The organism is Streptomyces lancefieldiae, from assembly GCF_031845825.1.
Lineage (GTDB): Bacteria > Actinomycetota > Actinomycetes > Streptomycetales > Streptomycetaceae > Streptomyces > Streptomyces lancefieldiae.
Genome location: NZ_JAVRFH010000096.1, coordinates 1 through 12,461 on the forward strand (window position 1 = coordinate 1; position 12,461 = coordinate 12,461).

The 12,461-nt window shown below is 68.4% G+C and carries 18 protein-coding genes and 3 pseudogenes; 15 read left to right on the forward strand and 6 right to left on the reverse strand.

The window, feature by feature from the left end; genetic code table 11:
• The coding region (locus RM812_RS38905; RefSeq protein WP_394816588.1) for a transposase at positions 1 to 215 on the forward strand (215 nt) is incomplete at its 5' end.
• Positions 216 to 219: 4 nt separating this feature from the next.
• Positions 220 to 510, forward strand: a pseudogene (locus tag RM812_RS38910) (integrase core domain-containing protein); the annotation flags it as partial.
• Positions 511 to 719: 209 nt separating this feature from the next.
• Here the strand turns inward: RM812_RS38910 and RM812_RS38915 are convergent.
• The 3 genes from RM812_RS38915 to RM812_RS38925 form a co-directional block, all read right to left on the reverse strand.
• Entirely contained in the window at positions 720 to 908 is a 189-nt protein-coding gene (locus RM812_RS38915; RefSeq protein WP_311585196.1) for a hypothetical protein, read from the reverse strand.
• 187 nt (positions 909 to 1,095) lie between these two features.
• On the reverse strand, positions 1,096 to 1,473 hold the full coding sequence (locus tag RM812_RS38920) for a fic family toxin-antitoxin system, toxin component (protein ID WP_311585198.1): 378 nt from the start codon (positions 1,471 to 1,473) through the stop codon (positions 1,096 to 1,098).
• Complete coding sequence (locus RM812_RS38925) at positions 1,473 to 1,712, reverse strand: hypothetical protein (RefSeq protein WP_311585200.1); 240 nt, start codon at positions 1,710 to 1,712, stop codon at positions 1,473 to 1,475. The genes RM812_RS38920 and RM812_RS38925 overlap by 1 nt, the downstream gene beginning before the upstream one ends.
• A gap of 228 nt (positions 1,713 to 1,940) precedes the next feature.
• Here RM812_RS38925 and RM812_RS38930 point away from each other — a divergent pair, with 228 nt between their 5' ends.
• Together RM812_RS38930 and RM812_RS38935 are read left to right on the forward strand one after the other, a co-directional pair.
• Positions 1,941 to 2,357 carry a hypothetical protein gene (locus tag RM812_RS38930; protein WP_311585202.1) on the forward strand — a complete coding sequence of 139 codons (417 nt, stop codon included), beginning with the start codon at positions 1,941 to 1,943 and terminating at the stop codon, positions 2,355 to 2,357.
• Positions 2,358 to 2,431: 74 nt separating this feature from the next.
• Entirely contained in the window at positions 2,432 to 3,853 is a 1,422-nt protein-coding gene (locus RM812_RS38935; RefSeq protein ID WP_311585204.1) for a VanZ family protein, read from the forward strand.
• 735 nt (positions 3,854 to 4,588) lie between these two features.
• Here the strand turns inward: RM812_RS38935 and RM812_RS38940 are convergent.
• Positions 4,589 to 5,176: pseudogene (locus RM812_RS38940) on the reverse strand (transposase); the annotation flags it as partial.
• Here RM812_RS38940 and RM812_RS43455 point away from each other — a divergent pair.
• Together RM812_RS43455 and RM812_RS38950 are read left to right on the forward strand one after the other, a co-directional pair.
• Complete coding sequence (locus RM812_RS43455) at positions 5,060 to 5,413, forward strand: hypothetical protein (protein WP_449657862.1); 354 nt, start codon at positions 5,060 to 5,062, stop codon at positions 5,411 to 5,413. The pseudogene RM812_RS38940 and the gene RM812_RS43455 overlap by 117 nt on opposite strands.
• 77 nt (positions 5,414 to 5,490) lie before the next feature.
• Complete coding sequence (locus RM812_RS38950; protein ID WP_311585221.1) at positions 5,491 to 5,652, forward strand: hypothetical protein; 162 nt, start codon at positions 5,491 to 5,493, stop codon at positions 5,650 to 5,652.
• 115 nt (positions 5,653 to 5,767) lie between these two features.
• Here RM812_RS38950 and RM812_RS38955 read toward each other — a convergent pair.
• A pseudogene (locus RM812_RS38955) lies at positions 5,768 to 6,019 on the reverse strand (DUF6233 domain-containing protein); the annotation flags it as partial.
• Positions 6,020 to 6,064: 45 nt separating this feature from the next.
• Here RM812_RS38955 and RM812_RS38960 point away from each other — a divergent pair.
• The 4 genes from RM812_RS38960 to RM812_RS38975 all read left to right on the forward strand — a co-directional run bounded on the left by RM812_RS38960 (position 6,065) and on the right by RM812_RS38975 (position 7,545).
• Complete coding sequence (locus tag RM812_RS38960; protein ID WP_311585206.1) at positions 6,065 to 6,286, forward strand: LexA family protein; 222 nt, start codon at positions 6,065 to 6,067, stop codon at positions 6,284 to 6,286.
• The gene (locus RM812_RS38965; protein ID WP_311585207.1) at positions 6,283 to 6,468 is read left to right on the forward strand and encodes a hypothetical protein; all 186 of its coding nucleotides are present in this window, start codon (positions 6,283 to 6,285) and stop codon (positions 6,466 to 6,468) included. Before RM812_RS38960 ends, RM812_RS38965 begins: the two co-directional genes overlap by 4 nt.
• Positions 6,469 to 6,488: 20 nt before the next feature.
• Complete coding sequence (locus RM812_RS38970) at positions 6,489 to 6,659, forward strand: hypothetical protein (RefSeq protein ID WP_311585209.1); 171 nt, start codon at positions 6,489 to 6,491, stop codon at positions 6,657 to 6,659.
• A 529-nt stretch (positions 6,660 to 7,188) separates the two neighbouring features.
• On the forward strand, positions 7,189 to 7,545 hold the full coding sequence (locus RM812_RS38975; protein ID WP_311585211.1) for a hypothetical protein: 357 nt from the start codon (positions 7,189 to 7,191) through the stop codon (positions 7,543 to 7,545).
• Positions 7,546 to 7,552: 7 nt separating this feature from the next.
• Here the strand turns inward: RM812_RS38975 and RM812_RS43200 are convergent, their stop codons facing one another.
• A complete protein-coding gene (locus tag RM812_RS43200; protein ID WP_394816589.1) occupies positions 7,553 to 7,654 on the reverse strand; it encodes a DUF6207 family protein in 102 nt (33 codons plus the stop codon).
• A gap of 223 nt (positions 7,655 to 7,877) precedes the next feature.
• On the opposite strand from RM812_RS43200, the gene RM812_RS38980 reads away from it, so the two are divergent.
• From RM812_RS38980 to RM812_RS43210, 5 genes are all read left to right on the forward strand, one after another.
• On the forward strand, positions 7,878 to 8,381 hold the full coding sequence (locus RM812_RS38980; RefSeq protein WP_311585213.1) for a lamin tail domain-containing protein: 504 nt from the start codon (positions 7,878 to 7,880) through the stop codon (positions 8,379 to 8,381).
• A gap of 319 nt (positions 8,382 to 8,700) precedes the next feature.
• Complete coding sequence (locus RM812_RS38985) at positions 8,701 to 9,063, forward strand: hypothetical protein (protein WP_311585215.1); 363 nt, start codon at positions 8,701 to 8,703, stop codon at positions 9,061 to 9,063.
• A 420-nt stretch (positions 9,064 to 9,483) separates the two neighbouring features.
• A complete protein-coding gene (locus tag RM812_RS38990; RefSeq protein ID WP_311585217.1) occupies positions 9,484 to 10,860 on the forward strand; it encodes a PQQ-binding-like beta-propeller repeat protein in 1,377 nt (458 codons plus the stop codon).
• 643 nt (positions 10,861 to 11,503) lie between these two features.
• Positions 11,504 to 11,890: a DUF5958 family protein gene (locus RM812_RS43205; RefSeq protein ID WP_394816592.1), complete on the forward strand. Its 387-nt coding sequence runs from the start codon at positions 11,504 to 11,506 to the stop codon at positions 11,888 to 11,890.
• 330 nt (positions 11,891 to 12,220) lie between these two features.
• A partial coding sequence (locus tag RM812_RS43210; RefSeq protein ID WP_394816590.1) for a hypothetical protein occupies positions 12,221 to 12,461 on the forward strand: 241 nt, incomplete at its 3' end.

Below are 12,461 nucleotides of genomic sequence, written 5' to 3' on the forward strand. Positions count from 1 at the left end.
GGCAACGACCGACGAACGAGAACACGAACGGACTGCTGCGTCAGTACTTCCCGAAGGGCACCGATCTCTCCCGCTGGTCGTCCACGGACCTCGAAGCCGTCGCCACGGCGATCAACAACCGGCCCCGTAAAATCCTGGGCTGGCGGACGCCGGCCGAAGTCTTCGAAGAACAGCTACGATCGCTGCCACAGCCCGGTGTTGCAACGACCAATTGAACTCGCCCAGTACACCAGCCGGGCCTTCGCCGACGCCTGCCACCAGGCCGGGATACTCCGGTCCATGGGAGCGGTCGGCACCTCCGCGGACAACGCCGCCGCGGAGTCGTTCTTCGCCTCGCTCAAGCGGGAGATCCTTCCCCGCCGGCGACACTGGCCGACCGCACGAGCCGCCCGCCTCGCAGTCTTCCGCTGGCTCGGCTTTTACAACCACCAGCGCAGGCACTCCACAATCGGCTACCTTGCGCCGGTCGCCTTCGAACAGAGATCAACTACGCTGGCCATCGCTGCATGACAACCGGTGTCCACGATCAAGGTGGAAGCCCCGGCGGTCCACGTGCATGTCTGAGGACAGCGGGCCCTCGATGTCCGCGAGATACGCCTGGAGAACTCCGCCGTCCACCGGACCGTCCGCGTACCCGAGAGACATGTGCGGATACCGGCTCGGGGCCAACCTGTGGGCGGCGCAGCGCAACGGGCCGAGCCGGGCACCCGTAGATCAGGTCAGGTGCCGAGGTACTCCAGGGGCCAGCTGGCCGGCACGTCGTCCGCCGAGTCCGCGGCGGCCGTCTTCATGTGGCCGATGAAGACCTTGCGGGTGCCAGGAGGCAGCTTCTCGCCGAGGCGGTCACCATTGTCGGGGACGTTGCGGGGCTGTACGCCGCCCCAGGAGCCGTTGGTGTAGATGCTCAACCGAGCTTAACGTCCTCGTAGGCGCTGCTGAAGCTGAGCCACGTGCCACCCCAGGGGCCGGCGTTGGGCGGGGGCACGGTCAGGATGATCGGGTGCTTGTAGTGGATGAGCCCACCAGTCTCGGTGAACGCGAAGCCGTGCGGTGCTGCGCCCGGCGCCCCGAGACGTGTCGCCGGGCCTTCAGGCGTCACGTGGTGGTGGGCCAGGTCCGCAACAGAGCGGCGATCATCCCGGCGGTGCAGGCCGGGTCCAGGAGCAGGTCCTTGAGGGCGACGGCGTCCGCGCGGGCGGGCTTGACGGTGATCCCGGCGGCCTCGAGATACATGACGCCGGTGGCGGCGGCGACGGCCAGGTTGGAGCGTTCCAGCCAGCGGCACCGGCCCAGCGTGTGCACCAGGGAGGCGGCCTTGGCGTAGGGGCCGTCGTAGACGGGCTGCTCGAACAGCTCCGCCCGGTGCCGGGCGACCGCCGAGACCGGGACGCCATAGTCGTCGGGGGCCGGATCGTTGACCCCGGCGGCCTCGGCGACCTGCAGGATCCAGGGGACGTCGATGTGCAGGTCCATCAGGCGGCGCGCGCTCCCCGGGACGCGTGCTGGGCGTCTTCGGCTTCGTCGAAGAGTGCCTGGTGTTCGGTCAGGAAGCGGGCGGCGGCGTCCACCGCGCGGGCGCGCAGGCCGCTGGCGTCATCCTGCACCAGGCGGGCAAGGTAGTCGCCGATGCTCAGTCCCAGGTCGGCGGCGCGCTTCTTGGCGAGTTCCGCCACGTCCTCGTCCACGCGGGCGCCCAGTTGCGTCTTTGCCATACCCGCATGGTAACAGCTGTTACTACAAGGCTCCGCGACGTGCAGCCTGTCGTACGCCGAACCCTGCCTGGAGCGACCGGACTGAGGTGGCGCACTGGCTCGTTGTGCGACATAAGAGTGGCTTAAAAGATCTTCACAAGCGTGATCAACGCGTGGTCATATGTACGCAGCGCCTCCGTGCAGTTACTCGGAGCTGCCCGTCATGCCCACAATCGAACTGGAGTTCCCATGCGTAGCAAGACCAGTGCTGTCGTTCTCGCCGGAGCCATAGCGGCCGGGTCTGTCATGCTCAGCGCGCCCGTGGCCTCGGCCGCCGCCTACTGTTCCTCCTCGGGCTACACGGCCTCCGGCCTGCCCACCGAGCGGTGCACCAGCCTGTCCAACGGGATCGTGTACCACAAGAAGGACTACAACAACCCGACCCGGATGTACACCACGTACTCCAAGACGGGCGGGTCCAGCGTCAGCGTCCGCCTCGGCTACAGCATGTCCGGGTCTACCACCTACTCCGGCTACTTCACCATCAGCTCCGGCCAGACGGTGCAGAAGTCCTGGAGCAAGAACGGTGCCTACATGTGCTACAACAGCACGGGCGTGCTGAACTACAGCGGCGGCACCTTCCAGACGCCGACCGCCCACTGCTGAGACCAGCCGTGACGAGGGCCCCGTCACTACCGACGGGGTCCCTCCTGCCATGCCCTGACTGGCCAAGGACCCCAGTGTTTACCGCGATCTTCCAAAACCACTACGGCTACCTGGCCACCTGCGCGCTGGCCGGCCTCATTCTCGGAGGTGCGGCATGGCTGCTCTCCCACCGCCTCGGGAAGCCGTTCGGCCTGTGGTGGGGCGGGCTCACCGCCACTGTCGCCGGAGTGCTCGGCGTCACCTTCCTGGGCGCTGGTACAGCCAGCCGCCAGTGCGTCGTCAACCACAACCTCACTGAGCCCTTCCATGCCACGCAAGGTCTGTGGAATCTCGCCATGACCGTGCCACTCGGGCTCTTCGCACTTCTCGCTGTCCGGCGATTCCTGCCCGCGCTCGTCGGAGTCGTGGTGCTACCGCTGGCCATTGAGTTCACCCAGGCCACAGTCGACGGCCTGGGCCGTGTGTGTGACAGCGCCGACGCCGAAATGAACATCCTCGGCGGCCTGCTGGGACTCGCCCTTGCCGCGGCCGTGCTGGCTCAACGCAGGGGACTCAACTGGCGTGGTGGTGCCACGGCGTCACTGATCACCTCCGTGGTGATCGCGATCCTGGGCGCCGGCGTGGCACGCCCCATGGTGGCGCTCACCCACGTGGACGGCACCGGACTCACGGCCGCCGGTTCCCAGCAGCGCCAGGCCGTTGAGGCAGTGGTGCAGGAGGCGTTCGGTGACCACTACAAGCTCGGCGACGTGTATGAGCAACCGTGCGTCGGGGCGCCGTGCACGACAGTCGTCTTCAACCTGCTCAGCCGCGACGCAGGGCACTCGGAGGAATTCAGCAGCGGCAGCCTGACCTGGCCGGACAAGGAGCACCTGAACGTGCTCCTCGTCGACAGCGACCGCCCCAGTGTCATGGGCTACCCCGTCCCAGGCGGGGGAAAGCCATCCACTGAGCAAGAGGCGTACCAGATCGCCCAGAAATACATGAGTGACCACTATCCCTGGGCGAAGGGTGCGTTCACGCACAAGACATATCCAGTGGGTGAGAATGCGGTCCTCGGGTGGATGACCAGTTACCGGTGGGTGCACAACGATGTACTGATGCCTCGCATGCTGGACATCCAGGTCAGCAGGGCGGGACAGATATCGCAGGTGGACGTCACCCTCGGCCCGACAGAAGTCAGTCTCCCCCAGGCGAAGCTCGACGCCGAGCAGGCTGAGGCCGCGGTACTCGACGGCCTGGTCGCCCAGGCCCGGGCCAACCAGGCCACTGACGTAGACAGCGCGCAACTCAAGGCCCAGTACACGATCGAGGCATTCACGCTCAAGGCCGCGAAACGCAACGGCGCCTGGCGCAGCGAGTGGCTCGTGAACCTGGCCATGCGCGAACAAGCAGCCGGCACCGGCTCCGATCCGGTCCCCGAACCTGACATGTGGAGGGTTGACGCTGCCAACGGCCAGGTTTACGACGGCACCAACACGCCGGTGAAGAACTGATTGCAAGCTCTCCTCGCCGCGAGGGCAGCTGGGACGAACGAGACGTCTGCGGCACGGAACCAGGATCCCTGCCGTAGATCAGGAGGTCTATCCCCTCGCCGGATCGACCGTGTCGATCCGGCGCACACCCGCCCTGACCTGGAGTGGCATGAGAAGCCGTATCTCAACCGGACGCGATCTTTTGATCTCCGCTGTTCGGGCATGGTGTCGCTCGGAGTGAGGGAGGCATGCGGCGTCTTGTGTCCGCTTCATGGCCGAGGAGTGCGCGGTGGCGTCGGTGCTGGGAATGCTGGAGAAACGGGAGGCGGCTGCCCGGGTGCGGGTGGAGGGCCTGCGGGAGGAAGCCGCGCGGTTGGCTGAGGCGTTGGAGGCTGCGGAGATCGAGCTGGACCGGTGGGTGATCGCGCGGGAGGAGCTGGTCGAGGCCCTGGCCGTGTCCGCCGCCGAGACGACTGCCGTGACCGAGCCGGAGCAGGAAGCGGTGCCCTCACCGGTGCCGGGGTCGGTGGTGCCGCCCTGGCGGGAAGGGCTGCCGGTGACCGTGCTCGCGCCCGACTACCAGCGAATTCTGGGCGTGCTGGAGACGCGGCAGTCCGCGGGCGAGGGACCGGTGAAGGCCAAGGAGATCGCGGCGGAGCTGGGCCTTGGGACGACGTCGGCGAAGGTGGAAGGGGTGCGTTCGAAGGCCAGGCGCCTGGCGTCGCGGGTGGCTCCTCGTGGAAGCGTCGGGGATGTTCACTGCCGGCCGGCAGCTCGCGGCCGTGCCAGACGCCGGCTCATCCGCGTGACCATCGACCACCGGATCGTCGCCTCGCTGCTGGCGGGCAGCGTCTCGTGGTCCCGGGCCAGACGCCGGGAGTGCATCAACCACGCGAACGTGCGCTCGGCCACCCAGCGTCTGGGCAGCACCACGAACCCTGTCATGTCGTTGGTGCGCTTGACGATCTCCAAGGTCAGGGCGAGTCTGTCCCGGCACCAGTCGATCAGGCCGCCGGTGTAGCCGCCGTCGGCCCACACGAGGGTGAGGTCGCGGTGCAGGCGGCGCAGCCGCATCAGCAGACCCGCCGCGGCGTCCCGGTCGCCGATGTTCGCGGCGGTGACCGCGACGACCACGAGCAGGCCGAGCGTGTCCGTCACGATGTGCCGCTTTCGGCCGTGGGTGTTCAGGCGGTCCCAGACCAGCACGATGGGTGCCTTGAGGAGCTGGTGGACGCCGTCGATGAGCGCGATGAAGTCACGCTCGCCCATGCTCCGGCGCGTGCTTTTGCCCGCCCGGTGGGTGCGCAGGCGGTGGCACAGCCGGGTGCGGGAGCCGGGCCGCATTACGCCTGGTCGGGCCGGGAGTGCCTGGGCCTGTTGCGGGTGAGGGGCGAGGCGCTCGTCCTGCACGCGATGCGCTGGCCGGACGAGGTCCGGGACCCGGCTTCGCTGACCCCGGCGCCGGTAGAGCTGTCGGATGAGGAGATCGACGGCGCGCTGGCGTTGATGGACACGATGACCGCGACGGTCTGGAGGGAGACGGGTTCCGCGACACCTACACCGAGGCGGTCGCCGAGCTGATCGAGGCGAAGCGGGAGCACCGGGAGCCGCCGGCCGCACCGGGGCCCGCGGCCGAGGCGGGTCAGCTGGTCGACCTCATGGCCGCGCTGAACGAGTCCGTCGCCAAGGCGAAAGCCGGCCGCGGCGGCGGTCACGCCGACGTGCACGAGTTGCCGAGGAAGCGGACCGCGAAGGAGACGGCGGCCAAGAAGACCGCGGGGAAGAAGACGGCCGCACGTAAGCCGAGCCGTAGTGCCTGATCACCTGGCATGGCGATCGCCCGTCACCCTCACGCCTCGAGGTAGCCGAGTTCCGCATCGGCCGGCAGGCCCCGCACGCCCTGACCCCGTCGGCGAGTGCCCGCAGTGCGTCGTCGCGGCTGATGCCCCGGCTGCGCCTGCCCGCGTTCCAGCAGCCGCCGACGTGGCCCTGGACCGGGGGCGCGTCCCGGTTCAGGCCCTGCTCCAGCAGCCATTCCGGGGGCGGCGGCCGGTTCTCGGCGGCGTACTGCCGCTCGCGCTCCCGCTGCTCCGCCAGCGTGATGGCCTGCCGTACCTCGTCGAGGGCCAGAGCGAGCCACCGCTCCAGGGTGCGCAGTCGTGGCAGGTCAGGCGGCAGGTCGGTCACGTCTCCAGTTTGCCCTAATATTCGAACAAGATTTCTACTAGGGGCATGGTCCAGCGCAAAGTCGAGTACCTCACCCCGCGGCAGGAGGAAATCCTGCGCTGCATCCGCCTGGCCATCACCGACCAGGGCGACGCCCCCACCGTCACCGAAATCGCCGCCGCCGTGAGCCTGCGCCCCTCATCCGTTCACTACCAACTGCGCGAGCTCGAGGCCAAGGGCGCCATCCGCAGACAGCCCCGCCGGCCCCGCGGAATCCGGCTCGCATGACCACCGGCCGCTACCACCTCGCCCTGACCACCGGCGGCCGGCCGCTGCTCCACGGCTGGTGGTACAGCGAGACGACCGCGCGCCGCAAGTTCGCCGCCTGGATCGGCCGGCACGGCGCCCGCATCACCCTCACCGACGAGGAGAGCGGCACCCTGTTGACGCAGTGGCCGCAGACGCAGTGATCGTCTGCCACGCTGGCCCGATGAAGGTCCGCCCGTTCCCCTCCCCCGGCCGCGCCCGGCGGCAGATCATGCGCCGCCACGGCAACCAGATCCCCACCCACCTCCTGCCCGCAGCCCCCGCTACGGAACAGGTACCGGGCGCCTACGTCCTGTCGACGCGCCGCCCCGGAACTGCCAGCGGCCCCTCGTAGACCGGCACCCACATCAGCCCTTGCCGACGCTGAGCTGAGACGAGACCGACACGTCTGCTCGCGCCGACGGGACACGCTGCCGGTCAGGCAGCTTCGGCCTCCGGGTTGCCGGACCAACCTTCTTCGCGGCCAGCTCCACGTCGATCCCGCTCTTCCCTTCCGCTGCCGCAGGCTCGGTGACGGCGTGGTGGAAGGCGTCAACCGCGCAGCGCCAGTCAGCGCGCGTCTCCCCGTCAGGGATTCCCTCGGGAGCGGCCAGCCATCGAGCAAAGAGAAGGCAGTCCGTGAGACCGGTGCTTTTGAATGAGCTGGTGGATGAGGCTGCCGTTCTTCGACTTCGTCAGGCTGTCATGCGTGTCCAGGACGCCACCCGTGAACGTGCCGCCACGGGGCGTGGCGTGGCGGAAGCCGACGACGTGGTCGGTACTTTCGGCACGGACGGCGCGATCGGCTTTGATCCGTTCCCTTTCCTTCGTGCCTGTACGGGGCCGGCTCGCACGCGGTGGTCATTGGCCAGGTCGCCGGGATCATGCACGGCTCGATGGAGTTGACCGGTGACCTGGACCTGCTGTGGGACGGCACGCCTGAGCAGGCGCAAGCCCTGCGCGATGCCCTGACGGCCGCAGGCTGTCCAGATGTGCCCGAGCTCGACTCTCCTCAGGTGCCCTACCAGGCAGCCGACGTCAGCGGCGACTTGTGCACACCCGCCCTGTCCTGGGGTGACATGAACGTCGCCCCCTGCCTGACCCGGGCAGTCAGCGCCCACGCAGCAGCGGGCTTCACCATCCGCTATGCCGCCTTGGACGACCTGATCCGTATGCGGCGCGCCCTCGGCCGCCCCAAAGACCACCGCCGCGCCAACGAACTCGAAGGTCTGCGCGCCTGAGCCTGGTTCAGGACCCTGATGGCGATATCTGCAGCTGGTTCTCGGCCGCGGCGACGCCGACCACGGCCAGACCGGGTTGGAACACGTGTACGTCGTTGACCGCTTCCATGTCCCGCAACGACGTCCTCCCCCGCTACGCCGGTTGTTGTGCAGGCTCGCATTCAGCTGGGCGAGGGTTCTCCAGCAGTGACGCCTCACATGTGCGGCCGGCGTTCCGCAGGCGGCTCCAGCCAGACGACCAGTGGTCACACTTCCTTCACTTCGTCCGCACTCTGCGATCACTTCCGGTAGGCTCCGGGCGCTCCATTCGCACGACTGAGGGGGGATTCCTCATGCGTATCCGCTATGCCCTGACCGCTGCCGCGACCACCGCGGCCGTCGCCGCACTCGGCCTCGCCGCGACGGTCCCGGCCCAGGCCGCCGAGTACTCCTCGGCTCTGAAGATCAAGGGCGTCCAGTACGACGCCCCCGGCCGGGACTCCAACAAGTGCTCGGGCGGCAACACCCACAACGAGTACCTGACGATCAAGAACTACTCGAAGACCGCGAAGGTCAACCTGAAGGGCTACACCGTCAAGGACGCCGCCGGCAACACGTTCGCCTTCAAGAACAGCCACGTCCTCGAGCCCGGCGACTACATCACCCTGCGCGGCGGGCGGGGCACCGACTCCGACGCCAAGAACGTCGTCTACCGCCAGAACTGCAACTTCATCTGGAACAACGACAAGGACACCATCTACTTCTACAAGCCCGGCGGCGCCCGCGCCGACGTTCACTCTTACACCAAGAGGTCCAACGACCGAGACGGCAACGGCTACATCACCTACCACGGCTGACCACCAGCCACCCCAGTGAGGGCCGGCCGCTGGGCAACCACCCCACGGCCGGTCCCGCGCCTGCCGGACAACCGCAGCTGACGAATGGAGTAGCAAGCCGTGCCGGACCTGTGGTCAGGGGTGAAGGCCGGCAGCGGCTGATAGCCGCGCGTGAGGCGTACACGCGGACGGTCAGCGTCCACTACGACGAGGTCCTGCACCAGGTCAAGGAAGCCTCGGCAAGGCCGACATCGGGGCGCTGCTGCTGTGGAAACGCCTGCGCGCCGACACCCGCTGGGCCGGCGCGCTCATGGCCGTGGCGGACAGCAAGGTGCGGCGAGTGACGGCGGCTGCCGTGTCCGCCGTGCGCGACACCTCCGTCAGCCGCAGCGAAGCAGCCCGCGCGGGCCGGGCCGCCCTGACCGAACTGCCCGGCTTCGTCTCCGGCGACGCCCTGGCATCCGCCGTCCTGACCGCCGCCGCGCCCAACCGCATGGCCGTCTACGACCACCGCGCGCACACCGCGCTACGCTCCCTCGGCGTCACACTCACCCACTCCCAAGGCCGGTACAGCCGCTACCTCCACGCCATCGACCACCTCCTGGCCCATGCCCCCGACCCGGCCCGCACCTGGACCCCACGGGAGATGGACACAGCCCTCTACTACCTGCCGCTCACCTCCCGCACCCTGCCCGGCACGTAGACCACGCGGCTGCACCGACCGGCCGGAGCGGATACCGCGGCAGAAGCGGAGCACCGCGTGTGCATCCGTCGCGATGCTCGGCACTCGCAGGCTCGCCGGGAGGGGCTGATGCGAGGATGATCCTCCACTACCTGGGGGTCCCTTCACATGTCCGGTTCGCTGACCATCCGTCGCATACTCGGGGACCGCCCCTTCGCCGAGATCGGCACGCCCTCGGCCGTGGCTATCAACGAGGAGCGGGGCCTCGTCGCCGTGGGCGGCGATCTGGGGTATCTGCAGTGGTCCGGGTGCGGGACCGCCACGAGCCGGTGGCGGCCGTACCGGGTAGGAATCTATGGCACGGGGGACCTGAGGTGCCGGTGGGTCCTGGAGTCCCGGTGGCCTGTCCATTCCTTTGCCTTCCATCCGACGCTGCCGGTCGTGGCCGTCGGGACCGGGTCGTATGACGGGGGGTACGCCTTCGAGGGTGAGCTGCTGATCCTCGATCTGGACTCGGAACGCTCGACCCCGGTGATAGGTGGAGCACGTGAGGTGCTGCACGTCGCGTGGGAGAGCGAACGGGTTCTCCGGGTCGTGGTGGCTCCGCCTGACGACTACGACTTCGACGAGGCACATACACATGGGTTCGCTGCGGTCATCGAGCGGGCCGACTGGAGCGACGTCGCGCCTGGCTCCGTTCGGCAGGAAGAGCTGAGCGGACAGTGGATGGAGTTTGACCGGCCCAGGGCGGAGGACGTGGCTGATCAGTGCGTCGAGTCTCTTGCCGTGTTGACCGGCCAGCCGTGGTGGGAGCCGCGCCGGCAGGTGTGGGACGTCCAGGAGTTGCGGGACGGACGGGTGCTGGCCTGCTCGGACGGTGTACTGGCCGAGGCATGGCTGCCCGACGGGCAACTGGAGTGGTGTGTCCCGGACGAGGAGGGCGGGCGACAGCTCGTGGTCCGGGCCGCTCAGAGCGACGCCTGGGTCAACGTGGAACGGCGGCGAGTGCGCTGGGTGGGCCGGGAACGGGTGACCGAGCCGCCGCTCGTCGCCCGAGTGTCCCTCGCGGACGGGAAGCTGCTCGGCTCCCTCCGCCTCGACTCATCCGTCGCGCTCACGACGCGCGAGGACGGTTGGCTGGCGTTCCGCCCCACGGCCTGGGACCGGGGCCGCCCGGAATCGGCCGCCCTGATCCGCCCCGCGAACGAAGCCCCCGAGGTGCAAGTGCCGCTTGGGGGATTCGACCTCTTCAACCACGCCTTTCCGATCCGCCACAGCGGGCAACTGCTTTTCCTCCAGGGCAAGGAGCGCGAGCCATGGCGGGACAAGTGGGTGGTTGCCGTCGATCCGGCCGGCCCAGGCGGTGAGCCCTCGGTGCGCAGGCTGTTCCCCCTCGACTGGGACGCCAAGCGCGCCAGGCACCTCTTCGGTGGGCCAGGTATCGAGGTCGGCACCGCGGGAAACCGAGACCTGGTGCACGCGGGGGCCGTGCACGACGGTGCTGGCCTGCTGCCCGGCAACGCCTTCATCGTACGGCGAAGTCTCGGGGACGGAGCTGCGCGCTGGGTGTTCACCGCCGACTTCCCGGCCACCGCCCTGGACGGGGACAATGACACGGTCTACGTTGCCTTCAACTCCGGCGAGCTGGTGGCCCTGCGCACCTCGGACGGGTCCGTGCGGTGGCAGCAGCAACTGGAAGTCGGCGGCCAACGCGTCGTGCCCCTGTCACTCACACTCCCCGAGGCCGGGCGACTGCTGATCGGCACCGTAGACGGGCGGATCCTCGACTGTTCCGTGGCCGACTCAGCAGGTCAATAGCCGAGCCCGACTGTTCGGTGGTCGGCTCGGCGCCGGGCGCCGTCAGGACGCAGCGCCGCCCCCTCCACTCTCCCACATGTACACCCGGTTGTGCACCACGCATACCCAAGCAGCCAAATACCTGCAGGCCAGAAGGTTTACCCACCTCCACTTCGGCAACATATCGAATTCCTGTTCCAGAGGTGACCGATTACATCCCGAGATGCTCGAGTGAACCCGGGTGCCAAAATGTGGAGTTGGCTGGCGTTTGCGTAATCTGGCGATCACGCAAACACATCACCGCAGCTTGACCGGGCTGCGGGGCTCCCGGGGACCGGGACGCTGGGCGCTCTCGCCGTCAGCCGGTACCGTGCGATGCAGAATGGGGGGTGAGCTGGTGCGTCCAGTGCTACTGGCGATGGGCAGTATTGGTTCTTGCCCAGTGCGCCAAGCGAGTAGTCACGTTGGGTGACTACTTCCAGGCCGGCATCTACGGCTCAGCTGTGCCGATGATGGAGTTCTGTCAAAATCGGCCAGTCCGCTCTTTGTTCCCCAGTCGGTTGGTGCCAGCAACGATGGCCGGGGCCCTGGAGAACCGGCGTCGTGAAATCATCAAGCGATGACCAAACCGAGCAGCGACGACGGCCGCACCTCCCGGCGCGAGATGGAGCGGGTCGTCAACGAGATCGCCCAGGGGCTTCGCACGTTGGACGCTGGTGTGAGCTGGTTCTCAGGCCTCGCCCCGACACGCCAGCAGATGGTTCTGCAGGACGTCGCTGGCTATGCGATGCAGGCGCACATTACAGCTGCGGACGGCCGTGCGGGGGTGGCGCGGTCCGGCGTGAAGGCCACGGCTAACCCCTCGGTAATGATCTGCATGGACCCGCCCCGCTACGGGTTCGCGGGCCTGCCCTCCGCCGAACACGTCAAGGCGTTCCGCGTCCTCGTTTCCGTGTTTGCCGTTGCTGACGCTCGCCGCCGCGAGACGTACTGCAAGGGCGCCTGCGGACATGCATGGCACAACCTTCCAGCGGCAACCGAGCAGCCGTAGCTGTCCACGGACACGGCCGCGTCCTTCTGTCTGGACATCTGATGTCCTTGTGGGCGGACAGCTGATCGGGGCTTCCACCGTTCGTCGGTGAACCGGGTGCCGCAGTCGGCGCACACGGGACGGTTGGCCTCTCGCCCGGCCTTGTGCTGTGCGGCGATGCGGCGCAGCTGCTCCTGGTGCTCCCGGTGGCGGGCGGTGTACTCGGTTTGCTTGCGGGCGTCGTGGGCTTCGCGGCGTGGGTTGCCGATCGCCTCGAGGAGGGTCTGGTGGTGCGGTCGGCCGAAGCGCCGGAAGACCGCTCCGGCCGGGCCGTGCTCCTTGAGGTGCTTCATGCTGGTGACGACGATGGGCAGCTTGCCGTCGTACATGTGGAAGCAGTCCTCGTACCAGGTGCCCTTCCAGTGCCGCTGGGTCAGCTCGGCCAGCTGCGCGATGACGGTGTCGGGGTTGCGCGGGCCGATCCGGTTGAAGACGAGCAGCAGCGGGGGGTGCGGCTGGTCGCTGTGGCGGCCGTCGGGCACCCACCAGCGGGTGCGCCACATCGGCCGCTCCTTGCCGTCGACGTCCTTCA